Here is a 26,768-nt window from a genome sequence, read left to right as displayed (position 1 = left end):
TAGCAAGAATGCAGTCATAGCAAGAATAATGACGAAAAGAGTTTATAAGGGGGAATCATGACAACTGATCAAACAACGGAACGATTCAGGGCGAACTATCGCGCTAACATAAGTAGATTGTACAACGGGTACCTTCACATGGGGTTTGTTGCGCTGGTAGGCGTGACGTTTATCTATCATCAATTCAGCCGTGTTGAGTCCTTCAATTGGCAACATGGCTTAGGATTGATAGGCACCTTGATGCTATGGAATTTCATTGAATATTTTGTCCACATCCAACTGGGGCACAAAAAGAAAAAGCTCTCGGCAATGTTCTATAAGAGACACACAGGTGATCACCACACCTTCTTTACTGAACAATTGCTTGTGCCACAAAGCCATAAAGACTGGCGTGTGACCTTATTTCCCGCCTGGCTGGTCTTAGTCACCGGACTAATCTCAGTGGGTATCGGCCACATTATTGCTCTGTTCTCAGCGCCTGAATGGGGGTATGTATTTTCCGCTGGCTTGATGATGGGATATCTAGCTTATGAGTTTTTCCACTTCTGTGATCATCTGCCGGATAATCACTTGCTAGTTCAGCTGCCTTGGATTGGGCACATGAGACAATTACACAGACTCCACCACCGTAGGGAGCTCATGCAGACAAAGAACTTTAATTTGACATTTCCGTTGGCGGATTGGGTCATGGGCACCTTTTACTGGGAGTCACCAAAAACTTACACAAAAGAAGCTATGCAAAATAAATACAGTGCCAAATAAGTACAAAGCCAAAGAACTGCTAATAGATCACAGGATTAATTGTTTAAAGGATTAGGGTTAAGGGTTAATGTACTAAAGAGTTCCTATGACTCTGTTTGTGTGGCTGGCTGTTTTTCAGGAACGTCTTCTTTAGAGGGCGTCTCTTTCCAGCGAGTCATGATCTCTATAATTGCGGGTAATCGTTCAACGAACAGATCAATCAGGGTCGGATCAAAGTGCGTTCCCGCAGACTCGGTTAAGTACTTCAGTGCTTCCTCAACGGACCAGGCCTTTTTATAGGGCCGTTCGGTTGTTAATGCATCAAACACATCAGCAATAGCAACAATACGCCCGACCAAAGGTATTTCTTCCCCTTTTAAGCCTTTAGGGTACCCGGAGCCATCCCATTTTTCGTGGTGGGTCAGTGCTATTTCTTTCGCCATGTCTAACAAGGGCGAACCATGATCACCCACAATATCCGCCCCGATTTGGGGATGCTGCTTCATGATCTCCCATTCTTCGTCGGTTAACTTCCCAGGCTTTAACAAAATATTATCGGGAATGCCTATTTTACCGACATCATGCATTGGCGCAGCATTGAGGAGTAAATCCAGAGTGGCTTCATTCAGCCCATACGCCCGGCCTAGTTCTACAGAATAATGACTCATCCGAATCACATGCAGCCCGGTTTCATTGTCTTTATATTCTGACGCCCGCCCTAACCGGCGAACAATCTGCAATTGCGTATCCACCAATTCGCTAACGCGCACCAAGGACAAATGGGTCTTAACCCTAGCGCGAACAATCGCAGGGCTGATAGGCTTGGTAATGTAATCCACCGCCCCAACCTCAAAGCCTTTAAATTCACTTTCAACCTCAGACATGGCGGTTACGAAAATGATGGGGATATGCTCAGTCTTAGGCATGGATTTAAGCCTTCGACAGACTTCAAACCCATCCATCTCAGGCATCATCACATCCAGTAATATAAGGTGCGGTGATCGTTCCAGGGCCAACTCAATAGCTCTTTGACCATTTTTCGCAAACATTAGATGATATTGACCATCAAGTACCTGTTTCAGCACCTGAAGGTTATTTGGTTCATCATCAACGAGAAGTATTTTTGGGCTGCAATCGATCTGATTCATGGTGCCCCTCCTCACTCAGAAAAGAATGTATTTCCTCCAATACATGTCCTGCTGATTCGAATTCAAAGTCGTCGACCGCCCTGCAAAACGCATCGACCTTTTCCTGTGGAACTTTCAGTAGTGAAAACTGAGCAACAATTTGCTTGAACAAGTTTTCATCTAACTCGCCACCCGCGAGTTGCTGCCTTAGCACCATCACTTGTTCAAGCACTTCGGACTGAGATAAATACACCTCTGATTCATAGATAGAATGGTGTTTGTTCCTGGATTCAAGGTTATTAATTGCCGCCATCGTCGACTCAAAACAACTGCGAAGGTTGTCTAATTTCAGTCGTAATGAATAAATTCCCTTTTCATGGAGCTCTGCAGACGTTTGCTGCAAGGTTTCATACAAGTGCACCAATCCCAAGTTTCCGGTTACACCACGGTATGCGTGTAGCAGTTCATGCAATTCATCTTCCTGATTGTGTTCTATGGCAAATTCAAACTGAGATAACTTTTCATTGCAGGTCACCGAAAACTGTTTGAGGTTTTCGATAAAGGTGTTGGTATCTCCCCAGGTAGCAATGCCTTGCTTAAAGTCGATCAGAGGCGAATCCGTTATACCTTCAATGTTGTCTACTTTTGGGGTTTCTCTGTCAGGAACTTCAAACCCTTCGTGCAGCACTCGCGCCATTTCTTCAAATAGCTCATTGAAAACAATCGGTTTCTTAACAAAACCATCCATTCCTGCTTCCGTACATGCGTGCCTGTCTTCATGCATCACACTTGCTGTTAATGCGATGATGGGTATGCTCTTACCTTGTTTTAACTGTCGGATTTTTCGCGTGGCTTCCAGCCCATCCATTTCGGGCATTTGAATGTCCATTAAGATCAAATCAAAGGCTTGTTTCTGAACCTGTTCAACCGCTCTGGCTCCGTTCACAGCATGAGTCATCCTGTGCCCCAAAGACTCCAGACGAATTCGCAATAAATCCGCGTTTTGCTGCATGTCTTCCGCAACCAAAACTTCTAAAGAATCCGAAGAATGCCAACGCGCGGGTGTGAAATCATGCTCTTGAACATGATCAGGTTGCTCCGTCTCCTGTAGACAAACGGTAAAGTAGAACGAACTGCCAACACCTTCCTGGCTTTCAACCCAGATTTTCCCGCCCATTAATTCAACAAGCTGTTTAGAAATAGTGGTCCCTAAGCCGGTCCCTCCGTATTTTCGATTGGTTGAGGCATCCGCCTGACTAAAACTGTCGAAGATATGGTCGACTTTATCCTTTGGAATACCGATGCCTGTATCTCGTACCAGGAACCTCAATTCACCGGTTTCCAAAACATCCACTGCGACCATGATGGACCCCATTTCGGTGAACTTAATGGCATTGCCAATCAGGTTCATCAGAACTTGATTAAGACGCAAGGAATCCCCGAGAAAATACTCAGGCACCCCATCTGAAATCCGTTCAATCATTTGAAGGCCCTTATCCGTCGCTTTAAAGTGCAGGGTTTTCATCACATGACTGACAACATTACGGACAGAGAATGGCAGCTGTTCCAACTCCAGCTTACCTTCTTCCATTTTGGCCACATCAAGAATTTCATTCAGTAAATTATGCAGATCTTTGGCCGATTGGCGCACAGTACTTAGGTGTTTACGCTGGGTTTCCGTCAGATCATGTTCCAACACTACGTCCACAAACCCGATGATGGCATTCATTGGGGTTCGGATCTCATGACTCATATTGGCCAGGAACATGCTCTTCGCCCGGTTGGCTTGCTCCGCCTGATTTCTCATGGAAATCAATTCTTGCTCTGTCTGCTTGCGAACAGAAATTTCATCTTCTAACGAACGATTCAGCGAAAGAATGGATTCCTGCTTTGACAGCTCGGCCAGCATATTATTTAGGTTGTCTGTCAATCGACCAATCTCATCATCACTGTGTTTGATGGCTCTGGCATCAAAGCTCTTGGTAGAACAGACTTCCGAAGCCCATTCAGACAGAGAGCGAACGGGTAACGTCACATGTTTGCGTAACCAATGAGACGTGAGATAAGCCAACCCAAGAATCGACACCAAAAGACCACTAATTACGTACACCATATTTTCCCAGAAACTCTCCAGCTTAATCAGCTGGGATTTCATAACTAATGTACCTAAGGTTTTTCCATTCACCTGAATTAACTGGTTCGAGTAGTAATAAGGCGCTTCGTACCAAACAGTCGAGGTGTTCTTCATCAGCGGAAGTGGTTCAGCATCATCCGGGAAAACCGAAAAGACTTCCTGATTTCTGTAAATGGTGGCAGACAGAACATTTGGGTTATCTTTTAAAGCAGATAAAATTCGGGTGGCTGATTCAGGATCATTAAAGGTAACCGCTGCCTGACTATTCCCTGCGAGCACGCTGGCCAGAATGCTGATTTCATTCAGTGTGCTGTTATGAAATTGACGATTTGCCGACCAGGCAAAGGTAATCCCGGTCACTAAAATCACCATCAAAGAGAAGAAAGACACACTGTATTGAATCTTTTGCCGAATAGATAATTGAAATCGCCCTGTTGAGGCATTATTCGAAGGAGTAGTCATGAGCCCTCCACACCTAGAGATAATAGTTGAGCCGCCACCCTGAACTGGGTATTCCCTGCCAACTCACTGTTTATTCTGAACCGAACACTGTCATTTTCTATATATAGTTCAATAAAACCACCCAGCTCGGTAAATGAAGGAAACTCCCCAATAGTAAGCACTTTGGTATTATCGACATCATTCAAAACCCGAACCGCCAGCGATTTTTTCATACCTACAATATATACCACCTGACACTGTTCGACCGTTTTCTTCTTGTTATAGTGGGTCATGGAAATCATTCGAATCACCCCTTGAGGGGTCGTTTCGCCATCCAACACAGAGATGGATGCGCCAAATCGGTTTTCGCCAATAATACAAACATTCAAATAGGATTCTGAACGATCGGGCTGCTCTACTAACTGAACAAACTGCAGGAAGTTATAGAGATAAGACGCTTTAATCTGATAAACGATATCCTCACTGACTGCGTTAATACTGAATAACAAACTTATGAGGAACAGGAATCGTCGCATTACGGCATCTCCCATTTAAGAGAAAGGCCATACTCGTCATCGACAGGTACGCCGGAAGTCCACTCTTCATGACTTCCATCTCCGATATTTTTCCCTGTTAAATTTGCGGTGAGTGAGTCATTGATTTTCCAGACCAGAGAAAGGTCACCAACCATATAACTTTCTATGTTGTTGGTTTCAATCGAATCCACATAACGAAGATATGCATTTAATTGCCAGTCCTCCGCGATATCCAACAGCGAAGAAAGCTGAGCCATGTTCTGTGGCATACCATCTTCTTGAGATTCTGAGTCGGAAAAATCGAAACTGTCATGATCTGCATCCAAATCCATTTCCGCATGAGACATATTGATACGCAGCAACCATTCTTTCATGGGTTGGATACTTGCACTGATCTCAACACCACGAGTTCGACCAGCGAGCTTATTACGGATGCCATCCAGTTCAAGCGACAACAGGCTGTCGTAGTCTGATTGGTATAGGGTGATGTCAGTTTGCAACATAGTTGACCAACGCTTGCGCCAACCAAACTCATACACCGTTGCTTCTTCGGAAGTAAACTTATCGCCATTCAGACCGGGAATGGTGATATCCGTTTCCAGCCGGGTCGGAACCCTCACCGCTTTTGACCATGACGTCCAGAGCAAAGAATCCCAAACAAAGTAAGACAAACGAACATTAGGTTGCCATTCACTCCCGGTATAATCGTTGTCTTCGTATTTTGTTCCAAAGATGAAATGAAGATCTTTCATCAAAGCAAGATCATTTTGGAAAAACGCATTAAAGGTTTCATTGGTACGATGTTCGGGGGAAATAAACATGGTATCAACATCATCTCGGACCCGACGATACCCTGCTCCAACAACCAATTCATTCTGCGACCAGTTTTGCTGAACCTGATAGGACACATCCAAGGTATTACGTCGATCCTGAAGCCCGGTGACCTCAAGATCTGTGGCATCATAAAACGCTTGAAAACCATGTCGCCGATCAGATGTGGCGGAATGTGACCAATTCATCAGAAAGTTACCGCCGTGTTGCTTCTGTCCGGCAGGTTGTTCGGTGGTATTCATGGAGCCTATCTCACCCCGATAAATATCGCCTTGTAGGGTAAGACTCGTCTTTGGATCAAAGTTATGATCAAAACGGAAACCGGCCTGACGATGGAGACTGTCGTCGTTGGTAACATCATGCCCGGTATCGGAACGTTCTCTTTGCTTCACATAGAACCTGAGGTAAGAATCTGTAGAAACTTTCCAACCCTGCCTCGCCTGGATCATGCCATTTTGTTCAGAGGTGACCTTTCCCTCCACCAAAGTGCCGACCGTTTTACTGCTGTTTTTGGAAATAATATTGATGATGCCATTAACGGCATTTGCTCCCCAGACAGCGCCACCTGGCCCTCGAATTACCTCAATCCGATCGACATCAGCTAACACAACATCCTTTTCTTCCCAAAGTACGCCTGAAAAGAACGGGCTATAGATACTTCGTCCATCAATCATCACCAAAAGCTTATTCGATGCACGAGACGTAAACCCTCGGATACCGATTGCCCACCGACTGGAGTCCACCTTTGCAACTTCAACACCCGGTACAAATCGCAGAGCTTCCGCGATATGCGTAACTCCCATGCGTTGAATCTCATCACTAGAGAGCACATAGACTGCCGCCGGAGCACGATTTAACTGTTGCTTTTTCTTCGATAAAGACGTGATTTTGAGTGACATCAATTCGGACAAACTGGTGCCTTTAATATCAAAGGGAGTATTGGTCTCTCCTTGAGCAGTATTTACGAGCGCTGTCATCATTAATACTGCTGAAAACCTTTTCATAGAAAGTTATCCCTTCGCTATTTACCCCGCATTTTTTTGAGTATAGAACACGAAATTTAAAAATTAGGTGGAACACTTTTAACCACAAAACACAGGGATATTAAGCAATAGATAACAATCACCTAGCTGAGAAACACTTACGAAATCACGATAAACGGTAGGTAAATTCCATGCTTTTGAGTTCTGCTCGTTCCAGACACTGATCGGGTCTACCCCCGAGATCCAAGCCTTAATATTTAGTAACGCACCCTATGTCTGGGCTCTTTTGTTAATTTTTTATGTAGAGGTTGCAATCCTGACTAACTGGGTTATTATCCGAAGAATGAACAGATTAAATGCAATGACTTCAAACAGCCTTATTACCCGTACCACTAATGGATGCGGTATTTTTGCTGTAAGTGTAAAAAGTGCTTCTTCTGTAAAAAGCGTTAAGAATGTTGTTGCGTATTGGTGCTCCTCAGAGTTTTTCTTTGGCTATTACTTTAGCCAAATGCTGGGCACCCGCTGAGATAAGACAAAAATCACAGGCAGCCCGGCAAACTCCAGCCGACTGCCAAGAAACCCCGATTAGCAGTCAGCTGATCGGGGTTTTTTTATGGTTATTCAGAATGTTGATTTTGAACCACTGTAAACGCCTAACAAGTTTTGGGGAAGAATGAAAATCTAAAGGAATAACCACAATGACTACTCGACTAGACAAACAAGAATCCGCATTAAGTGATGACTGCTGCTCAACAGCGACAGACAATCAGAATCTGGATAGCACTCATCAGCCTCCTGATAACAGCGCAGCCAACGATGCCAATCAACCTCTGGAAAAGAGTCTCGCGGTCAGACCGCTGGAAACCCCCAGAGCATTGAAACATCGACTTCCTCTGGCGGATCAACTGGCTCTTCAAGTTGATAAGCACCGCCAACAAATTTCAGACCTCCTCTCCGACACGCCTAACGAATCTCAAAAGCTTCTGGTCATTACCGGCCCTTGCTCCCTCCACGATGAAAAAGCCGCATTAGATTACGGTCGCCGACTTGCCGCATTAAATGAACAACTGTCCGATCGTTTGTTGATCGTGATGCGTGCTTACGTTGAAAAACCTCGTACCACCACGGGCTGGAAAGGTCTGGCGTACGATCCTGAACGCAACGATAAAGGCGACATTCAACTTGGTTTGACGCGCTCAAGAGCATTGCTGTTGAACCTGGTGGAAATGGGCTTACCGCTAGCCATTGAAGCTCTGAATCCAATGACTATGCTGTACCTGGACGATTTAATCAGCTGGACCGCCATTGGTGCTCGCACCTCGGAATCACAAATCCACCGTGAAATGATCAGCCACTTAGGAATGCCGGTGGGTATCAAAAACGGAACTGACGGCACGGTACAAAATGCTATTAATGCGATGATCTCAGCCAGCCGAAGCCATCACTGCTTAGGTATGGACATCGATGGACAGATTGCCATGTTGGACACACCAGGAAACCCGGATACTCACATCGTACTTCGTGGTGGCCGAGGCATTACCAACTACGATGAGGTGAGTATTCGAGCCACACTTGAGCAACTTGAAAAAGCGGCACAAGACAATCAATTACATCCGAAAGTGATTGTGGACTGCAGCCATGACAACTCTCAAAAACAACACGAGCGCCAAATCCCTATTGCTATGGACGTTGTAAAACTGCGACAAGGAATCAACGGTCATAAACAGATTTCAGGCATTGCGGGTGTCATGCTTGAAAGCTTCATTGAACCCGGAAATCAAGGAATGAAGGGCCCTGAAAACGATGGCAACCTTACCTACGGTTTATCAATCACCGATGCGTGTATCAGCTGGAATCAAACTGAAACGCTATTGCGTGAGTTGCATGAATTGATGGGATAAAAGTTGGTACGTTATATAAACATCCACCTTGGACTCAGTGTAATACAATGAGTCCAAGGTGGATGCTGACTTTTATTACATCGAAAGGAAGTGATTAGCGAGGTTCAAGTTCTAATATCTCCGGAAAAGTCCCGTTACCTTCTTCCGCGCTTTCATCCCCCTTATTCTCACCAGCACCCTCATCAACTGTAATCTGATCCTTATCAGAATGGGCAGCGTAGCTACCGACATACAGGCCACCCCGATCCGTCACAGAATAATGTCCCGCCCAGGTAAGATAAGCATTTCCGCGATTATTCATCGCAAATTTCAAGTCATAGCTGTAATCATGACTTCCTTGACCCGGACTATACGGTTCATCAAAACTGACAGTACTCCAAGTACCCTCACGGAATTCTTTCAAGAAAATCATTTCAGTAGTACCGGATAAATCTACGCCATGAGCAGCTACAGTAAGATAGCCATCATTGCGCCCGGAAATAACAGGGTAACTGCTTACCCCTTTGTTTAACTCAAAGAAATAATCGATTTCAGAAACAGGCAGAACCCAATGACCTTCCTTGTATTGGGCCATCAAGATGCCTGTATTTTGGCTCCAGACAACGGAAATATTTCCTGAGTCATCCATAAAACCATGCAGGTTCTGACTCTCCGGATTAAGAGCATCAACGTCACTTAATGCATCAGCCACACTGTTTGGAAGTTGCCAAATCGTATTAGTTCGATGAGCAACAAAAGCGCCGTGTTCAGACGTTGTCCAACCAATGACAGCATCGCCTTGGTCATTGAGTAGCGTCATCACATCATTGTTGGTCTCAGTTTCATCCACGGCCAATCCGTCTACGAGATAATTGACATGGTGGCTCCATTGGCCGTTCCGGTATTCGCTGTAAAAAATATCTTTTGTCGAACCTAACGCCCGTCCCTGCTGAGCAAACGCGATTAGCGTCTCACCAAATTGGTTCATCACAACATTGGGGGCATAACTGGAAACCTGAGTTAAGGTATCGGTTATGGTGTCATTTATTGATTCCGGGTGCTGCCAAATACCTGCACGCCTTTCAGACACATAATTTTTTAGTTCGCTATTCCAGGTAAACACAACATCATTGTTATCCGCTGACGCGATACTCGACTTACTCAGCCAAATAGTCGAGAAATTCTGAAATACGGTATCCGCTCGTGATTCAGGGTGAGACCAAGTACTACCAATACGTTCATGCAAATACAAACGGTAAGCTGTATCACCTATCGTCACACGACTGATCTGAACATTGGCTTCGTCTTTATCAACGCAAATCAGAGCTACGTTTTGGTTATTATTGATGGTGACAGCAAAGGAAACGATACGGGAATTGAACGATGTTTCGCTCACAGCACCTGATGCACAATTGTTATGACCGATGCGATAATCCTCGCCCCATTGGCCTTCAGTCAGATCTCTGGCCCAAAGCTCTGAGCTTCCATCGGTTAAGTGATTCATCAACCAAACTAAAATACCGTTGTTATTGTCATTGATGACCATCTGAACATTAGCCACCTGATACTCACCAAAGGTCTCTGCATCAGCAAACGTCAATGACTGCCAATGACGTTCATTACAATCAACCGATAAACGATTGAAGTCCTTCTGTTCGAACACAGCCTGACACTGCAAGTCATTTGGCTGAGATACAACCCGAACATCCACCTCTGAGTTAATGGCCTGAACCCCGTCAACGGAAACATCCCCATTTTCTGATACGGAAAGTGTTTCACCCCCTATAGATAACACCAGCTCACCATTCAACCCAGACACCGTTCCAGAGACAGAAACCTCTGAAATTTCAGGCTGTTCAAGTGTGACATCACCATTAGTCCCACTCGATTTTGATGAACCGCCACCACAGGCTGTCACCAAACTGCTGGCAATGATGACGCCCAGTACTTGTTTATATGTTCGCTTATACGCTCGTTTCACTAATTTCTCCTGGCTTTCCAACCTTCAAGTTTTTGTTATGTTCGTTAAACGGCGCCATTATCTTTGGTTCAAATTCACCCAACAACAATTGATAATGCAATCATCTGGTGCAACAATGCACCAATGAAATGGGAAACACTTCAAATCATCAATGCCGTAGCCTCTCATGGGTCATTAAGAAGAGCATCAGAGATTCTTGGAATTAGTCATTCCACAGCGTCCAGGCAGCTTCGCGCCTTCGAAAAATCACTTGGCACCCAGATTTTTGAACGCACGACGAAAGGATTTATACTCACTCAAGCTGGAGAAGATCTGGTTGCCACCAGCCTCCATGTGGAAGACCTCATCAAAGATGTCGAAAGGAAGCTGCAAGGCTACGATGAGAAATTAGAAGGAAGTATCAGCGTCACTATGCCTGAAGCGCTGTATCCCTTGATCATTAAAGACATCAAAGAGTTTTGCGCCATTTATCCGGAGATAGAGATATCGCTATCGACCTCTACAGCATTCGTTAACCTGCTAAGACGCGAAGCCGATGTCGCTATCAGATTCACTAACACGCCAGATCTTGAATTAGTTGGTCGTTCCGTAGGCAAAGTCCGCGTCGCGATATACGGTGCAAAAAATTATCTCAAATCCCGATCACTCGGCTCACAATCGTTGACCTCACAATCATTGACCCCGCAATCATTAGATCAGCACCATTGGATTGATTGGGAAGATCAAAACACCGTCTTTTCTCAGTGGCTAAAAGCACATGTGCCGGAAGCTAAAATTGCGTGTAAGGTCACTAACAGCTGGATGTTTAGAGATGCGATTGAGCAAGGCTTCGGCTTGGCAGTAGTGCCCTGTTTAACTGGCGATCGGGAACCCAATTGGGAGCGCCTTGAGATAATACAAGACATTCAACCCGATTTGTGGGTACTGTCGCATAAAGACTTACGAACCACCGCAAGAGTTAAGAAGTTTCGTGAATACATTTATAAGGTACTTTTGGATAAAAAGTCGCTGATTGAAGCCTCCGAAACAAACTAAACACCCTAAGCCACCAACAGACAACTCTCAAGCAAGCATAACAGTCTATACTTCCCTTACAGCGTTCAAACGCGCTCATCAATCAACACAAATACCCCACCAATAAAGTCGGTTATTAGCGCAAGGATGAACTACACTTTAAATGGGTTTAACTCATACACAGCTCGTCAAAAAGGTGGCCGAGATGAGCAAAAGTTACTTTGGAAAGTTGAGTACCCGGTTGTTTTCCCCACTCGTACTCATCTTAGTCGTTGTACTCATCGTTCTTTTTACCTACGTTCCTAATGTTACTAAACAACATGCAATTGCCGGGGCTATCTCATCAGCGGAAAGTACGGTTAAGCAATACAAAACCATTCGTGGCTATTACACAAAAAACATCATTAAGAAGGTCTTACCTGTAGATGGCATTCGCCCCCATTACGATCACAAAGATAAAGCTGGGGTTGTGCCACTGCCAGCGACCTTCATTCATGATCTCAGCAAAGAGTTCTCGAACAACAACATCATCACCTTGAAACTCTACAGTCCCTTCCCCTTCCCCAACCGAAAGAACCGTCAAATGGATGCCTTTGGTCAAGCGGCATGGGATGAGTTAAATAAAGATCCGAAGAAAACCTTCTCCACAGTAGAAACCATCAATGATAAAGAAGTGGTACGTGTCGCACTGGCTGACACTATGGTGGCTCAGGGCTGTGTGAATTGTCATAACTCCCACCCGGACACCCCGAAAACGGGTTGGCAGTTAAATGATGTACGAGGCATTCTCGAAGTTCAGGTGCCAATCGATGAGCAATTAGCTTATGCAACAAGCCTCAATACTCAAATTGCAGTGATCATTCTGATTGTCTTGGGCGGCACCATAGGCTTACTTTTCTTTATGTTCAGGAAACTGATTTCTGAACGGTTAAGGGAAGTAAAATCCGCCCTGTTAGATATCGCAGAAGGCGAAGGCAATTTGGATCAACGGCTGGTCAGTGAACCTCAGGATGAAATTGGCGACATCGCCAGTGCCTTTAATCATCTCATGAAACGCTTGGCGACTACGTTAAAAGACATCAATGAGCAGGTTAAAGAACTAACCCAAAGCACTGAAGACATGGAACGCATTACACAACAAACCCAAGCAGATGCAACCCATCAGCATGACGTTACCGAACGAGTGGCTCACTCAATGAATGAGATGGCCAACGCTACCACGGACATGAACAGCATTGCGTCTGAAACCGCACAAAGTTCCATTGAGACTCAAAAACAAACCGCAAGAGGCAGCAAAACCGTAGAAGACAACCTCAATTCAGTGCAAAATTTTGCGGAAGAAATGGAAGCCGTTGCGGAAGTCGTGGGTAATCTCGAAGCACATAGCCAAAACATTGGAGGTGTACTCGATGTGATTCGAGGCATTGCCGAACAAACTAATCTATTAGCACTGAATGCGGCAATTGAAGCTGCACGTGCCGGGGAACAGGGTCGTGGTTTTGCGGTAGTGGCGGACGAAGTAAGAACCTTAGCCAGTCGGACTCAAGAATCCACCGAAGAAATTAACAGGATGATTGAGCAACTACAGCAAGGCGCTATTAATGCTGTCAGTACCATCGACAAAGGCAAAGAAAGTCTCAACACCAGTAAAGAAAAAGCCATGGAAACCAATGAAATGATTGAGAGTGTCAGTCACGCCATTGAGAAAATCCAGGCTCAAAACATACAACTGTCTGAAGCGGCAGAAACGCAAGCGGGTATCAGCAATGAGATCAATTCAGGTATCGACAATATTCGGGACGTTTCCAGACAAACGACGGAAAATACCGAACGTTTGTTGGAGTTAGCGTTACGAATCAACCGCTCAGTCAATCAAATCAATACACAATTGCAGAAGTTCATCGAAAATTGATTAAGGGCACAAACGCTGAAACGACATCGAACCTCTTAACTAACTCGTCCTACCACAACTGTTTACAACTAAACGGGTAATTAAGAGGTTCAATGTTATTTGGAAGTCTGTTCTACCGTCTGTCGAATGATGCAGCCTTCTGAATGGTCATTGATTAATCCCATTGCTTGCATAAAAGCATACACTGTCGTCGGACCAACAAATTTCCACCCTCGTTTCTTCAGTGCTTTAGATAAGGCGATGGACTCTTCCGAGGTAGAAACCGTTTGTGGTGCATTCACAATCGTTTGAGGCTCATATTGCCAAAAGAAGTCAGCCAACGACCCTTCCTGCGCCACCATTTCCACTGCACGTTTGGCATTATTAATAGCCGCCTCAATCTTGCCTCGATGACGAACAATGCCTGCATCTTGCAATAAACGTTCAACGTCTTGCTCGGTGAACTCAGCCACCTGATAAAAATCGAACTGCTTGAATGCCTGTCTGAAATTCTCTCGTTTGGTCAGTATCGTCCGCCAGCTCAACCCCGACTGAAAGCTTTCCAGACAGATTTTTTCAAATAAGTGCTGATCATCCCTGACAGGAAATCCCCATTCGTTGTCGTGGTAAGCAAGAAACTCCGGTGCACCCCCGCACCACTTACACCTGGGTTGCCCATCCGGGCCTTGAAACAACTCAGCCATGATTCAGCCTTTAACCCTGAGGCAATAGAAATGAAAGGCGCTCATCTGCACGGTTAGGTAGGAACTCCATAATGTCGGCGGTCACCACCTGTTCAGCCACAAAAGGGTCATCCTTAACTCGCTGTTCAAGCTCATCACGGGAAACATTATGTGCAATGATGCCTCCACCAATGTCCGGCAAACTGCCCACCAGCGCAAAAACACCATCTTTGATTCCTTGCTCAATCCAGGCTTTATGACCTTCCATGAATTGAGGCGCATTGCTTTTATTGACAGAAAATTTCAATGTCACGATATACATTTTCCCTCTCCCTTTCTTCAGGACTTATCGTTCAAGGCTTAAAGTTTAAGACTTGGTTCAAAACTTTATTCAAAGCTGTAGATTTAACGGCTGGCCAGCTGCTGCTCCAACCACAGGTTTAAGGTTGCGACTTCTTCATTAATGAAAGTTTCATCCTTGAAAGCACTGGCAAGCGTTGCTATGCCCTGACTTCTAGCCAGCACATGCATGGCTAAAGCGTCTGATCGATCTGAAAAGCCCAAGGCATCAAACTGACGAGCTAGCCATTCACGAAATAAGCTAAATACGGCACCAGCCTTATCCAACGAAGCGTGATCCAGCTTCGCCAGTTCAGAGGTCAACGTACCCACGGGACAACCATACATAACAATTTTGGACATATTACGAATCAGAATATGAATGAAACAACGAATTCGGGCCTCAGGTGTATCCCCTTCCTGATCCCACTCATCCAGCATGGTCTGAGTCTTTGACAGCCGAAAATCAATCACGGCATCCAGAATCTCATCCTTGCTTTTGAAGTGGTGGTAAAAGTTCCCACGAGAGATGTTTACATCTTTCGCAATATGAGCAAATGAAGTGTGATCAAACCCTTTTTGATAGAAGAGTTCATCGGCACGTTCAATAATCAGCGCTCTCGTAGAGGTCTTCATTTCGCCTTACCTGTGTAATAAATCGCTGTGTAATAAGTCCTTGTGTCATAAATTCTTGTATGTGTTAGCGCAAAAAACATCACTAGGACAGTTGACCTAAACAAAAATAGGACAACTGACCTAGATCGTCAAGAAATAATTTACTCAGATAAAGAACTTAATAACCAAACCCGCTCCGTGGCATCCACCTGCCCGCGAATACATCCCTCCATCTCGCGGCTTTCAAGTAAGGTGATTGTTAGTGAGTCAGCATAATGCTGGCGAATTTCCTCTCTGCTGATAGAGAACGGCGGGCCATCAAAGATCGATTGGTCATACTCATAACACACCAACAACTGTGGGGCGCAGGCAGTAATACTCAACAACAGCTTTGTGTATTGCTTACGCATCTCCAAAGGTAGCGCCACCAAAGCCGCACGATCGTAGACACCGGCCACCTGACCGATGATAGAAGGAGTCATGTCGAAGATGTCTCCCACATACACATCCAGATTTTCAGAATGATAATGAAGGTATTGATCTACCTTAGTGATGGTTGGTTGAACTCCGAGTTCTTCAAACAATTCCTTCACCGCAATCTCACTCAGCTCAACGCCGACTACCGAGTATCCCTGAGCTAACAACCAGGCAATGTCCCGGGTTTTACCACACAAAGGCAAAAAGACCCGATCACCAGGGGTTAATGACAATGAATCAAACCAATGTAATAACAGCGAATTAACCTCTCCTTCATGAAAGCCAATCTCTTTCATAGCCCATCGTTCATGCCAGAATTGTGCGTCCATAAATCCTCCTTTTAAGATTTTTGATTGCCTTATGCGAGGCACACAACTAGCATACGACTTAAAGTCAACTTTAGGTCAAGTCTTTATGTCGCAATCAATTAAACAAGATGCCCTGGATATTGGTGATGTATCAAAGAAAACAGGTTTGCCCGCCTCCACCCTTCGCTACTACGAAGAAAAGGGCTTAATAAAATCCAATGGAAGAAATGGCTTACGCAGGCTCTTTCCACCTAATACGATACAACGCTTAGCCCTGATTTCTCTGGGCAGAACAGCGGGTTTGTCTCTGGAAGAAATTGGAACCATGTTTACGCCGGACGGCCCCGAGATCGATCGAGAGTTACTCCTCCATAAAGCAGATGAGATTGATCAGAAAATTGAGGAATTAAAGCTAATGAGCAAAGGCCTACGCCATACCGCAGCATGTAAAGCACCAAGTCACTTTGAATGCCCGACCTTCTTGAAGCTGTTGGACAGTGCAGGAAAGAAAGCACCACAAAGCCCTCATAAGTTTGGAAAATAATGTTCAACAAAAATGGTGAAAAAATCCTGCGCTTACAAGCATATAAAACTCATCTTTGCTGGTTTTTCATGGTAAATTATTGCCTTTTTCGGCGGGGTCTTCGTCAACCCCCTTCCCTAAGATAATGTATAGGATAACTACTCATGCCAAAGGCAAGTGAAATTAAGAAGAATCAGGCTATCGAATTCAACGGCCGTGTACTTATTGTCAAAGACATCGAGCGCTCAGTGCCACAAGGCCGTGCAGGTGGCAGCATTTATCGTATGCGTATGTACGATGTAGTTACTGGTGGTAAGGTTGACGAAACGTTCAAAGACTCTGAAATGCTAAACCTGGCTGACCTAATCAAGCGTCCTGCAAACTTCTCTTACATCGATGGTGAAGAGTATGTGTTCATGGACAGCGAAGATTACACACCTTATAACCTGAACAAAGAGTCTATCGAAGACGAAGTTCTGTTCATTACAGAAGAAACCAACGGTATCTATATTGTTGTGGTTGATGGTTCAGCCGTGGGTCTTGAACTGCCACCTAGCGTTGATTTGGTGATTGAAGAAACCGACCCGTCAATCAAAGGCGCGTCTGCAACCTCTCGTACTAAACCGGCCAAGCTAACCACCGGCCTTGTAGTTCAGGTGCCTGAGCACATTTCTACTGGCGACCGCATCAAGATCAATACTGAAGAACGTAAGTTCATGGGTCGTGTTGACTCGAAGTAAGTCTTGATCAGGTAGATTCAAAGCGAACTGCAACCGTTTGTCTTTGAATCTATCTCTTGTCGATTATATTTTTTAATTCCCTCCTCCACAAAGTCACATAAATACAAACCTCCCGGCTAACATATCTCAACACATTCCAGCTTTTATTCACTTTCTTCCTGTCGGACTTAATAGGTCATAGACCTACTCTTGCCTAAAAAATCTAAGTCTAAAGCCCGAGAAAATAGCTCCATTTATTCGAAATCCACTATTTTCTGTCTCCAAATCGCAACCGGTGACATATTTTCTAACTCAAACAAATCACCGACAGCCCAGTAATCTCGGGCAGTTCAACATCTGAGCATTCATTCCTGAACTCGTTATAACAAACTCGTTATAGACCCTATAACCGCCTCGCCATTACATCGCCTCGCTCTCTTGCCAATAATGAATTCAACAACACAGGAAACAACAAATAATAAAACGAGAAATTTACAAAAGGAGAAACACCATGAAATGGATGACCTCAGCGGCCTTAGCACTAGCTTTAACCACGACCGGAGTTCAAGCCGCCGAAGTAGAAGTGAATCGTGTATTCGATGCTTCCATTAAAAAAGTTTGGAAAAAATTCGGGAAGTTCTGTGCGATTCAACGCTGGCAGAGCCTGGTTGATACCTGCGATGTATATGAGAACAAGCGCGGTATTCACCGAGCCATTGTGATGGACGACGGTGGTGTCTTCGTTGAGCGCTTACTTGAGTACTCTGATCTGAACCACAGCTTCACTTACAACATTTTAAGTGGCCCGGTTCCTGTGACCAATTACCTATCCACGTTGAAGTTTGAAGACATTGGCAATCGCCAAACCTTATTCACTTGGACAGCAACCTTCGATGTGGACTACGAAATCGAGCAAGACGTTGTCGACAACCTCTACACCCTTTTCGAAAACGGCGTAGATGGTATGGAAGACATCATTAATAAAACCAACAACCGTCAACCAACCCCTTATTACAACCGTTAATCAGCAATTAAAACACAAGGAGTGAAACCATGATTCTAGTAATCGGAGCGACCGGAAAAACAGGTTCAAAAGTATGTGAATACCTAAGCAACGCAGGTTTGGCATACAAAGCACTAACCAGAGATGCAGACAAAGCTAAAAGCGTATTGCCTGAATCCGCCCAAATTGTACAAGGTGATCTAAGTGACAAAAGTCACCTATACCGAGTACTCGAAGACGTTACCCATGTGTATATGGCTACTCCGCCAGATGAACACATGGTGGTCTACCAAAACAGCGTGATTGATGTTGCACGTGATTGCGGTGTTAAGCGCATCGTTAAACTTTCAGGACTTCGTCCATCGTTGAATTCTGAAGCTCGCCTGCCTCGCCTGCACGCACAAATTGAAGAGCATCTTAAAGAATCAGGCGTTGCTTACAGCATGATTCGTAGCAACCTATTCATGCAAGTGTTGTTTGGTGATGCAGAGTCCGTCAAAACTAACGGAAAAATCTATGCACCAGCGTCAAACGGCAAGATCAGCTTCACTGACATTCACAACATCGCCGAAGTTGCGCTGAAGTGTCTACAAGACAACAGTAGCGACAATCACATCATTACAGTGACCGGCGAAGGTGCAGAAAGCTACGAGCAGGTTGCAACCTACCTAACCCAAGCTACAGGCAAAGACGTGGAGTACATTCCGGTATCGTTTGAAGATGCTCGTCAGTCCATGATCGAAGCCGGTTACGGACACTGGTTATCAGACGCGTTAATCGAACTCTTCCAGATTTACTCCGCTAACGACGGATGCTTTGTCAGCGATGACTTCGAAACGCTTACAGGCAAACCAGCCAGTTCATTGGAAAGCTTTATTCAAATGAACAAACAGGCATTTTGCTAATACGTACGGTGGCTAATACGTACAGTGGCTAATGCATAGGTTTGCTAATGCACAGATTTGCTAATGAACGGATTTTCTAAATCATTGAGGAGAGCTGCTTTACCGGCTCTCCTCCACAAAATCACCACAGTAATACCGCAGTTTAGAAAGACAAAGAGCAGTTAAAAAATAATAAGTAAGTAGCAATAGCAGTGGAAAACGAAGGGACATTGAAGTTTTACACCTAACAAAAAATGGAGAAACACTATGCATAACCAAACCGTAATCGTAGTAGGCGACGCTTTCACAGACTTCGCAAAACAGGAAAACGTAGCGACCTATTCAGACACCATGACCATGATTAAAGAACACAAGTTCGAAGGTCTACTGACCGTCATCCCAGGTCAAGGTATTCATCGTGAGAAAATTGATGATCTGGTGCGCTTAATCGCGACCACAAGAAATGTTGTTCTAGCCACTTCCGCCGAAAAACTGGCTGATGTTGCAGGTAAAGAACTCTGCCACAAAGTTAAACAAGAAAATGCTCTGGTTGGAAAACCTGAACGACTCAGCGACAACGTATTCCATTTAGATCTGCTTGTGGATGATCGTTGTGAAATCATGTCGGATCACATTACCGGCTTGCATTTACAAGGCATGCTCGTCATTGAAGCAGCACGCCAAAGTCTTCTGGCAGTAACTGAAACCTATTACTGTGACAGCGACACAAAATACTATTTTGTGATCAACCGAATGGACACCCACTTCCATAAATTCTGCTTCCCGGTTGGTGCAGATATTCGTTACACCATTCGCAATCTGGAAATTAAATCTAACGGAAAAATTAACGGTGAAGCAACCGTGGAGTTCTTCCAGGGAGATCAAGAACCGCTAAGCGTTTGCGAACTGTCTTACTCAGCACTGCAGGCCGAATACCTCTCCACAAAAGAAAGAGAGATTGCACAGCAAACCGTCTCAAATCTGTTAGCCAATTACAGTGAGCCTGAGGAGGAATTACCTCTTACAGCGTAACGCTATCCATCAGTCTCAGGCGCCTGAATGGATTGCATTAACACACTCTTTATTCGGTTTCTTAGCCAACGATGTGCCGGGTCATTATCGAAACGCTTTAGCCAAACCAGAAAGAAAGTATGAGTGTGATTCCGAATAGGCAAAGAGTGGATATCAAGCGGCAAAGAATGCTGGAAGTAACGAGCAAACTGTCGAGGCAAAGTACATAACAGCTCACTGGTGGACGTAATCAAAGGTGCACTGGAAAAGAAAGGCAAACGAACACGAACTTTACGTTGTTTCCCTATCTTAGCCAATTCGTCATCCACCCAACCACTTTGAGCGTTGTTGTAGGTAATAAGGATGTGCTCCAGCTCGACAAAGCGTTCCAGGGACAGACCATCCTCTAAGCGGGAATGACCTTGTCTAGAGATAGTAACGTAGTCGTCCTGAAACACGGGTTCATAGGAGTAGCGAGAACTGTTGCTGTAGTGAGAAATAACGGCCACATCAACTTTGTTCTTATCGATTGAATCCAGGGCATCCAGGTAGTTGGCATTAACAAAAGAAAGATCAATGCCGGGAGCTTCACTGAGTATGTGATCAATCATGGGTTGGGCATAGAGACTCAAGATCAAATCATTGAGCCCTATGCGGTAATTCATCTTGGTATTAGCAAGTTGGAATTCGCTGAAACAGTTCACACAGAACTGAAGGTTTTCCAAGGTTGCTTTCACATATTCAGACATGGCAACTGCCTTAGCCGTAGGCACCATGCGAGAGTCCTGACGTGTAAACAGAGGGTCGTTTAACGTCAGGCGCAGTTTAGCAAGACTACGACTGACCGCTGGCTGACTGGAATCCAAAACATTAGCAGCCGCAGACAGGTTTTGAGTTTTATAAATCGCATCAAAGAGTAGTAAGGACTTTATATCCAGTTTGCTGATATCCATATGACAAACATAGAACCTTATTAAAAGCAGTTTTGATTAAGAAAGAACATTGCGAAGCAAAGGAATCTTCCATGAAAAAGAACAACACAGTAAATAAACCATCATCCACCTTGTCTGGTGATTCGGCAGAACAAAAACGCGTCCTCGTGGTTGGAGCTGGTCCTGTGGGGCTAGCTATGGCTGCAAGTCTTAAACAACATGACATCCAGTGTGATGTTGTTGAACAGAATGATGGGCCAACCGAGCTCTCCAAAGCCATTGGAATTCATGCTATCACATTAGAATTGGCAAATACGTTGAACCTATCACACGACTTTAACAAGGCCGGTAAAGCCCATAAAGTCGCTCGATTGAATTCCGGTGGAAAAACCGTCCTGTCTATCAATTTTGACAAAGTCGAATCCGAGTTTTCACAAGTATTGGCATTACCTCAATGCTCCACTGAGGCACTGCTCTTAAAACGCCTTAAAGAATTTGGCGGCGATGTAAACTGGGGCGTTGCGCTTGAAAGCATTGACGCACTGGACGATGGACGCTGCAAAGTACAGCTATGCCAGAACGGAGAACGTACAGAAACCATTTATGACTGGGTATTAGGGTGTGATGGAACACACAGCTTGGTCCGTGAACAAATGGGCGTTGATTTTGCTGGCGGAGAATACGACAAAGCCTTCTTACTGGGTGACGTAAAGATCGACTGGGATTCTCCTCAGAAAGACGATCTTCAATTCTTCCTTTCCGGAAAAGGTTATCTACTCATGGTGCCTCTACCAGATGGCATGCACCGAATGATTTGTCAGACCTCTAACGATTTCATTGATGATGGTCAGGGCGGTCGCCGTCAAGTGGCACTGGAAGACCTTCAAGCCATCGTAGATGAAAAAGGACCTGGCGGAATTACCGTCCATAGCCCTCAATGGCTGACCTGTGCCCCCTTCTACCACCGTATGGCATCGAGTGCCATCAAAGGAAACATGGCACTGCTTGGCGATGCACTGCACCTATACAGCCCTCTGGGCGGCCAAGGTCTAAATACTGGTTTTCAGGATGTCTTCAACTTGGCCTGGAAACTGGCATACCACTTAAAAGGGTATGCCGACCGAAGCCTGGTGGAAAGCTATGCATTCGAGCGTTTACAAGTTGCTCAACGCGTTCAGGACGTCACCGCGAAAACCACTTCATTTATTACAGGAACCGCACCTTGGTTGTGCTTTGCCCGAACGCACCTTTTGCCTTGGTACGGGAAGCGTGCGAGCGTTCAGGATACCCTACCTTGGTTGTATTCCGGTCTGAAGCAATGCTACCTGGACTCTCCTTTGAACGGGAATTCACAGCATAACGCTCTGATTCCAGGACAACGCTTACCCCATATCCAGGTTAAAACCAGTGACGGATCGGAACAGGCCATCTCAAGTTTGGTTCACGGAACAGAATTCTCTCTTCTATTGGTTAGCCACCAAGGGCAAGTTTTACCGGACAACAATGGGATAGAGCAAGCCATCAGTGTCTGTGAACAACTACCAGTCAATCTGATTAGCCTGAATCAGCCATTGGCAGAAGCAGCCAACCTAGCCATTAAATCGTTGGGGCTTAAACGCTGGATAAGTAAGAAAGAACAACTCTGGTGTCTTGTTCGTCCAGACGGACATGTCGCAATCACTGCGGGAATCAAAGACTTCCACACCATAGAAACTTATCTAAAAAGTGTCTTCCAAAACAGCGAAATCAACACTGCTACAAGGATCGCCGCATGACACCAGAACTTTGCTTTTTCGACGTAGATGAAACCCTCATCACTGTGAAATCTATGTTGAGCTTTCAGTCTTTCTATTACCAGTTTTTGAAAGACAAGGGCCTCGAGCCAGAAGAAGGTTTCATCCGCTTTGAAGACTTTAAGCAAAGCTTCGAACTGCTCTCTCGGACACTTCCGAGAGAGGAAGTAAACAGAGCTTACTATCGAAGCTTCGAAGGACGTTCTGTTGAGCTTGTCGAAGCTGCCTGTGAAGCCTGGTTTGAATGGGCACAAACAGAATATGGCAATGACTTATGGCAACCCGATGGCATGGACTTGCTCCGAGATTACCAACAACAAGGAAGTCGGATCTTTCTTGTCTCTGGTTCCTTCAAAGAGCTATTGGCTCCTCTGGCACAACAACTGGGGGTTACCGGAGTCATCGCCACCGAGTTAGTCCGAAATGGCGACAACTACACCGGTGACATCATAGGCCAGCCGTGTATCGGAGAAGGAAAAGCCAGTCGTATTCGGGAGTATTGCGAAGCGCGTGAAGTGTCTCTGAGTGACTGCTGTGCTGTGGGCGATCATATCTCTGACTCCGCCATGCTTGAAGTAGTTGGTAGAGGCCATGTGATAGCAGGTAATGCAGAACTGGAAGCGCTAGCGCTCGAACGTCAATGGCTAATACACGGTGAACACCGCTCAACGATGTCTTCAGCCATCAACATGTAGCATGCAAATACAAGATGTAACGTGTAACACGAGTTAATGGCTGATTAACAAGAGCCTTTAACTCAACTAATAAAACCCATAGTTCAACAAGCAACACCATTAACTAAAAATACAAAACAAACAATAACGACTCACAGAAATAAGGAGTGAAGTCATGATCAAAAAACTATTAACTTCAGCACTCGTTCTTGCAAGCTTAACCGGCCCAGCTGTTTCAGCTGAAGCCCCTCAAACAGTGGGCACATTTACGGCCTCCGAGAAAGGTTTCTTCGCCAATACGTTTTGGCTGGAAGGTGAATCAGGACTGATTCTGATTGACGTCCAATTTCTAAATAGCGAAGCGAGTAATCTGATCGCGGCTATTGAGAAAACCGGTAAGAAGCCAAGTGCAGTAATGATTACCCACCCTCACCCGGATCACTACAATGGTCTGACAACACTTACCAAGCGCTATGGCAAATTGCCTGTTTATGCGACACAGGCAACAATCGACGGAATCAAAGCAACAACCGAGAAAAAGCGAGAGTTCTGGTTACCGACTTACGGAAAGGATTACCCAAGCACCACTATCTTTCCGGATCAGGTACTGCCTGAGAAAGGAAACGTAACCATTGATGGTATCGAATTTGTAGTTGATGAGTTGGGCGCAGGTGAGGCATCCAGCATCACAGTCTTCTTCCAACCACAAAGCCAAAAGCTGTTTGTAGGCGACCTAAGCTACCCTCACATGCACCCTTGGTTAGCAGAAGGCCGTTCGAATCAGTGGATGGGCCAGTTGGCTTACGTATTACGTGAATATGCGGATACCAAAGTTGTTTACCCAGGTCACGGTAAAGCTGGCTCATTGAAGCAATTGAACAATCAACTTAGCTATATCAATACGTTCCAAACACTGGTTCGTGATAGACATGCTTCGAAAGGCTTGACCACAGACGACAAAAACACATTAAACAGCAAGATGAAGACTATGTTCCCTGGCTATCAATTGGATGGCTTAATCGGTTGGAACTCTGACGCGGTTGCGACAGAACTGGCGACGTCAGAAGCACACTAACAGGCGGGTATAGAAACACCATACCGTCCAGGTTAGAAATCCAATATGAAAGCCGGCGCTTAAATCTATCAGTTCAAACCAAGCGTCGGTTTTCTATCAATCAAACTAACCCCTTTTATTCCTTCTTACACGCCGTCTCCTCTTCTCTAAAACGTTTATAGCCAGAAGCCATTCAAGGACAGCTTCAAACATTGGTTAATTAGTACTCCATTGACATTCCAATTTCGTAAAAGTTAACATGTGTTAACTTAATCAATATTCAGCACCTTACCCATGACATCAGAATCGACAAGTAACAGTACAAAAGACATCATTTTGGAACGCGCTCTAGAGCAATACATGGAGGTGGGCTACAAAGGCCTGTCCATGCGAAACATTGCGCAGAAAGTGGGGATTTCAGCGACTGCGATTTATCGTCACTACAGCAACAAAGAGGCTTTGTTCCACCAGATAATTAAGACGGGCTTTGGAACCTACACAAAGTATTTAATGCCAGCACTCGAAGCAGATACCGCTGAAAAGCGTTTCCGCCAAACCCTGGAAAACGCTCTGAACTTTGTCTTAGATCACCCGAAATATTTCGAGCTGATCTTTGTAAAATCCGACACCAAAGACGAGTTGGCAAATCACGACGATTTAAGAAAAGACTCAAAGATCTCCTTCGATTTTTACAGCGCTCGCATCCATGAATGCATCAAAGAAGGTGTCTTCAAAGAGGATCACCCAGGTGAAGTATCGGTGCTATTACTCGCTTCATTTACCGGCTTTTTCTCACTCTACATTGGCGGTCTGCTACCGCGTTCTGAAGACGAAGTTAGAGCGCTTTACTGGCGAACCGTAAACCGAATTCTTAATGGTATTTCCATTACCTAAACAAACGCTTCAACCCCAAAAGAGGACTAATTATGCCAGTGATTACTTACTACAGTGTTGAAAATGCATTAACTGAAGATCAAAAAGAGCAACTCATCCAGGCATTAACCAATGCCGTTGGCGATGTACTTGGTGACAAGATCAAAGCCAATGCTTGGGTGATTTTGAATGAATCTCCCGAAGGTAACTTCGCCATCGGCGGCAATCAGATTACCGCCAAGATGCTCAAAAGCATGCAACGGAAAAGTGGGGAATAACCATGATCCGCGCATTCGCAGCCTTCGAACCCAAAGGCGAACGCCAACCGTTTGAATTCGATCCCGGAGCGCTCAAAGCATCCGAGATTGAGATTAACGTCGAATACTGCGGCATCTGCCACAGTGACCTCAGTATGCTGAATAACGAATGGGGTATGACCAGCTACCCTTTTGTTCCCGGTCATGAAGTGATTGGGACGATTTCAGCCGTAGGCAGTCAAGTGTCCCAGTTTGCCGAAGGCGATTGGGTTGGCTTAGGCTGGCACTCGGATTATTGTCACGACTGCCGGAGCTGCAATACCGGGGATCACAATCTTTGTTCTGACGCACAAGGCACAATTATCGGAAGACATGGCGGCTTTGCAGACAAAGTACGCGCAGATGCTTCGAGTGTCGTCGCCTTACCAAGCCATATCGACAAAGCCATTGCCGGCCCACTCTTCTGCGCTGGCATCACCGTTTTCAATCCACTCGTGCAATTCGATATTAAACCGACGGACAAAGTCGCGGTGATTGGTATCGGCGGGCTGGGTCATCTCGCCCTTCAATTCTTAAATGCCTGGGGGTGTGAAGTAACCGCCTTTACGTCGTCGGAAGCGAAGACAAAAGAAGCACTGGAATTAGGCGCTCATTCGGTCATCAACTCCCGAGATAAGAACGCCATCTCTGCTGCGAAAAATCAGTTTGATCTGATTATCTCTACGGTAGACGTAAAGCTTGATTGGAATCGTTACGTGAACACCTTGGCGCCCAAAGGCCGTCTTCATTTCGTGGGGGCCACGTTAGAGCCTTTGGACATCAGCGTCTTTGGATTAATGGGCGCGCAACGTTCAGTTTCCAGCTCCCCAGTTGGCAGCCCTTCTACCATCGCAACCATGCTCGACTTTGCGGGTCGGCATAAGATCAAACCTATCATCGAGGAGTTTCGCTTTGATCAAGTCAATGAGGCGATGAAACGGCTGGAAAGCGGTGATGCCCGTTATCGCATTGTCCTAAAGCGCTAATACAAAAAGCGCTCATTCAAAAAGTACTAAGACAAA

General features: G+C 45.2%; 25 protein-coding genes. 15 read left to right on the top strand and 10 right to left on the bottom strand.

Translation table 11 applies throughout. From position 1 onward, the window contains the following. The first annotated feature begins 57 nt into the window (after positions 1-57). Positions 58-762, top strand: coding sequence for a sterol desaturase family protein (locus QQL66_RS04575; RefSeq protein WP_284379284.1), 705 nt, complete (start codon positions 58-60; stop codon positions 760-762). 83 nt (positions 763-845) lie between these two features. On the opposite strand, the gene QQL66_RS04570 is transcribed toward QQL66_RS04575, so the two are convergent. Genes QQL66_RS04570 through QQL66_RS04555 form a run of 4 tightly spaced genes read right to left on the bottom strand, consistent with a single transcriptional unit; the run spans position 846 to position 6,814 of the window. Beyond that, positions 846-1,889 carry a response regulator gene (locus tag QQL66_RS04570; protein ID WP_284379282.1) on the bottom strand — a complete coding sequence of 348 codons (1,044 nt, stop codon included), beginning with the start codon at positions 1,887-1,889 and terminating at the stop codon, positions 846-848. Beyond that, entirely contained in the window at positions 1,849-4,464 is a 2,616-nt protein-coding gene (locus QQL66_RS04565; RefSeq protein ID WP_284379280.1) for an ATP-binding protein, read from the bottom strand. The genes QQL66_RS04570 and QQL66_RS04565 overlap by 41 nt, the downstream gene beginning before the upstream one ends. Further along, positions 4,461-4,979 carry a YfiR family protein gene (locus QQL66_RS04560; protein WP_284379277.1) on the bottom strand — a complete coding sequence of 173 codons (519 nt, stop codon included), beginning with the start codon at positions 4,977-4,979 and terminating at the stop codon, positions 4,461-4,463. The genes QQL66_RS04565 and QQL66_RS04560 overlap by 4 nt, the downstream gene beginning before the upstream one ends. Further along, positions 4,979-6,814, bottom strand: coding sequence for a TonB-dependent receptor plug domain-containing protein (locus QQL66_RS04555; protein ID WP_284379275.1), 1,836 nt, complete (start codon positions 6,812-6,814; stop codon positions 4,979-4,981). Before QQL66_RS04555 ends, QQL66_RS04560 begins: the two co-directional genes overlap by 1 nt. Before the next feature lie 680 nt (positions 6,815-7,494). Between QQL66_RS04555 and QQL66_RS04550 the strand changes: the two genes are divergently transcribed. After that, positions 7,495-8,697 (top strand): 3-deoxy-7-phosphoheptulonate synthase, encoded by a 1,203-nt coding sequence (locus QQL66_RS04550; RefSeq protein ID WP_284379273.1) that lies wholly within the window; start codon positions 7,495-7,497, stop codon positions 8,695-8,697. 94 nt (positions 8,698-8,791) lie between these two features. Here QQL66_RS04550 and QQL66_RS04545 read toward each other — a convergent pair whose 3' ends face one another. Further along, positions 8,792-10,657 (bottom strand): hypothetical protein, encoded by a 1,866-nt coding sequence (locus QQL66_RS04545; RefSeq protein ID WP_284379272.1) that lies wholly within the window; start codon positions 10,655-10,657, stop codon positions 8,792-8,794. A 123-nt stretch (positions 10,658-10,780) separates the two neighbouring features. Here QQL66_RS04545 and QQL66_RS04540 point away from each other — a divergent pair, with 123 nt between their 5' ends. After that, entirely contained in the window at positions 10,781-11,692 is a 912-nt protein-coding gene (locus tag QQL66_RS04540; RefSeq protein WP_284379269.1) for a LysR family transcriptional regulator, read from the top strand. A gap of 184 nt (positions 11,693-11,876) precedes the next feature. Beyond that, positions 11,877-13,583 (top strand): methyl-accepting chemotaxis protein, encoded by a 1,707-nt coding sequence (locus tag QQL66_RS04535; protein WP_284379267.1) that lies wholly within the window; start codon positions 11,877-11,879, stop codon positions 13,581-13,583. A gap of 95 nt (positions 13,584-13,678) precedes the next feature. On the opposite strand, the gene QQL66_RS04530 is transcribed toward QQL66_RS04535, so the two are convergent. The 4 genes from QQL66_RS04530 to tmpT form a co-directional block, all read right to left on the bottom strand. Continuing rightward, positions 13,679-14,266 carry a DNA-3-methyladenine glycosylase I gene (locus QQL66_RS04530; RefSeq protein ID WP_284379266.1) on the bottom strand — a complete coding sequence of 196 codons (588 nt, stop codon included), beginning with the start codon at positions 14,264-14,266 and terminating at the stop codon, positions 13,679-13,681. Positions 14,267-14,276: 10 nt separating this feature from the next. Continuing rightward, positions 14,277-14,567 carry a YciI family protein gene (locus tag QQL66_RS04525; RefSeq protein WP_284379264.1) on the bottom strand — a complete coding sequence of 97 codons (291 nt, stop codon included), beginning with the start codon at positions 14,565-14,567 and terminating at the stop codon, positions 14,277-14,279. Between the two features lie 83 nt (positions 14,568-14,650). Further along, a complete protein-coding gene (locus tag QQL66_RS04520) occupies positions 14,651-15,220 on the bottom strand; it encodes a TetR/AcrR family transcriptional regulator (RefSeq protein WP_284379262.1) in 570 nt (189 codons plus the stop codon). A 140-nt stretch (positions 15,221-15,360) separates the two neighbouring features. Beyond that, positions 15,361-16,005, bottom strand: a complete 645-nt coding sequence (gene tmpT, locus QQL66_RS04515; RefSeq protein ID WP_284379260.1) for a thiopurine S-methyltransferase — start codon at positions 16,003-16,005, stop codon at positions 15,361-15,363. 85 nt (positions 16,006-16,090) lie between these two features. Here tmpT and QQL66_RS04510 point away from each other — a divergent pair, with 85 nt between their 5' ends. From QQL66_RS04510 to QQL66_RS04490, 5 genes are all read left to right on the top strand, one after another. Next, positions 16,091-16,528, top strand: coding sequence for a helix-turn-helix domain-containing protein (locus QQL66_RS04510; RefSeq protein WP_348524832.1), 438 nt, complete (start codon positions 16,091-16,093; stop codon positions 16,526-16,528). Between the two features lie 143 nt (positions 16,529-16,671). Further along, on the top strand, positions 16,672-17,247 hold the full coding sequence (gene efpL / locus QQL66_RS04505; RefSeq protein ID WP_284379258.1) for an elongation factor P-like protein EfpL: 576 nt from the start codon (positions 16,672-16,674) through the stop codon (positions 17,245-17,247). A gap of 490 nt (positions 17,248-17,737) precedes the next feature. Next, the gene (locus QQL66_RS04500; RefSeq protein WP_284379256.1) at positions 17,738-18,250 is read left to right on the top strand and encodes an SRPBCC family protein; all 513 of its coding nucleotides are present in this window, start codon (positions 17,738-17,740) and stop codon (positions 18,248-18,250) included. A 29-nt stretch (positions 18,251-18,279) separates the two neighbouring features. Further along, entirely contained in the window at positions 18,280-19,134 is an 855-nt protein-coding gene (locus QQL66_RS04495; protein ID WP_284379253.1) for an SDR family oxidoreductase, read from the top strand. Between the two features lie 246 nt (positions 19,135-19,380). Continuing rightward, positions 19,381-20,145 (top strand): AfsA-related hotdog domain-containing protein, encoded by a 765-nt coding sequence (locus QQL66_RS04490; RefSeq protein ID WP_284379251.1) that lies wholly within the window; start codon positions 19,381-19,383, stop codon positions 20,143-20,145. Positions 20,146-20,147: 2 nt separating this feature from the next. Here QQL66_RS04490 and QQL66_RS04485 read toward each other — a convergent pair whose 3' ends face one another. Beyond that, positions 20,148-21,077 (bottom strand): LysR family transcriptional regulator, encoded by a 930-nt coding sequence (locus QQL66_RS04485; RefSeq protein ID WP_284379250.1) that lies wholly within the window; start codon positions 21,075-21,077, stop codon positions 20,148-20,150. A gap of 71 nt (positions 21,078-21,148) precedes the next feature. Between QQL66_RS04485 and QQL66_RS04480 the strand changes: the two genes are divergently transcribed. From QQL66_RS04480 to ahr, 6 genes are all read left to right on the top strand, one after another. Continuing rightward, positions 21,149-22,831 (top strand): FAD-dependent oxidoreductase, encoded by a 1,683-nt coding sequence (locus tag QQL66_RS04480; protein ID WP_284379249.1) that lies wholly within the window; start codon positions 21,149-21,151, stop codon positions 22,829-22,831. Continuing rightward, the gene (locus QQL66_RS04475; protein WP_284379247.1) at positions 22,828-23,544 is read left to right on the top strand and encodes an HAD family hydrolase; all 717 of its coding nucleotides are present in this window, start codon (positions 22,828-22,830) and stop codon (positions 23,542-23,544) included. Before QQL66_RS04480 ends, QQL66_RS04475 begins: the two co-directional genes overlap by 4 nt. Before the next feature lie 154 nt (positions 23,545-23,698). Continuing rightward, a complete protein-coding gene (locus QQL66_RS04470) occupies positions 23,699-24,598 on the top strand; it encodes an MBL fold metallo-hydrolase (RefSeq protein ID WP_284379246.1) in 900 nt (299 codons plus the stop codon). Positions 24,599-24,871: 273 nt separating this feature from the next. Further along, positions 24,872-25,471, top strand: a complete 600-nt coding sequence (locus QQL66_RS04465; RefSeq protein ID WP_284379245.1) for a TetR/AcrR family transcriptional regulator — start codon at positions 24,872-24,874, stop codon at positions 25,469-25,471. Positions 25,472-25,503: 32 nt separating this feature from the next. Continuing rightward, positions 25,504-25,728: a tautomerase family protein gene (locus QQL66_RS04460; RefSeq protein WP_284379244.1), complete on the top strand. Its 225-nt coding sequence runs from the start codon at positions 25,504-25,506 to the stop codon at positions 25,726-25,728. Between the two features lie 2 nt (positions 25,729-25,730). Continuing rightward, positions 25,731-26,732, top strand: a complete 1,002-nt coding sequence (ahr, locus tag QQL66_RS04455) for an NADPH-dependent aldehyde reductase Ahr (protein ID WP_284379243.1) — start codon at positions 25,731-25,733, stop codon at positions 26,730-26,732. Positions 26,733-26,768: the final 36 nt, after the last annotated feature.

It is taken from the genome of Litoribrevibacter albus, from assembly GCF_030159995.1.
GTDB lineage: Bacteria > Pseudomonadota > Gammaproteobacteria > Pseudomonadales > Litoribrevibacteraceae > Litoribrevibacter > Litoribrevibacter albus.
Note: the sequence above shows the minus strand (reverse complement) of the source record. Positions and strands in the feature narration are given on the sequence as shown.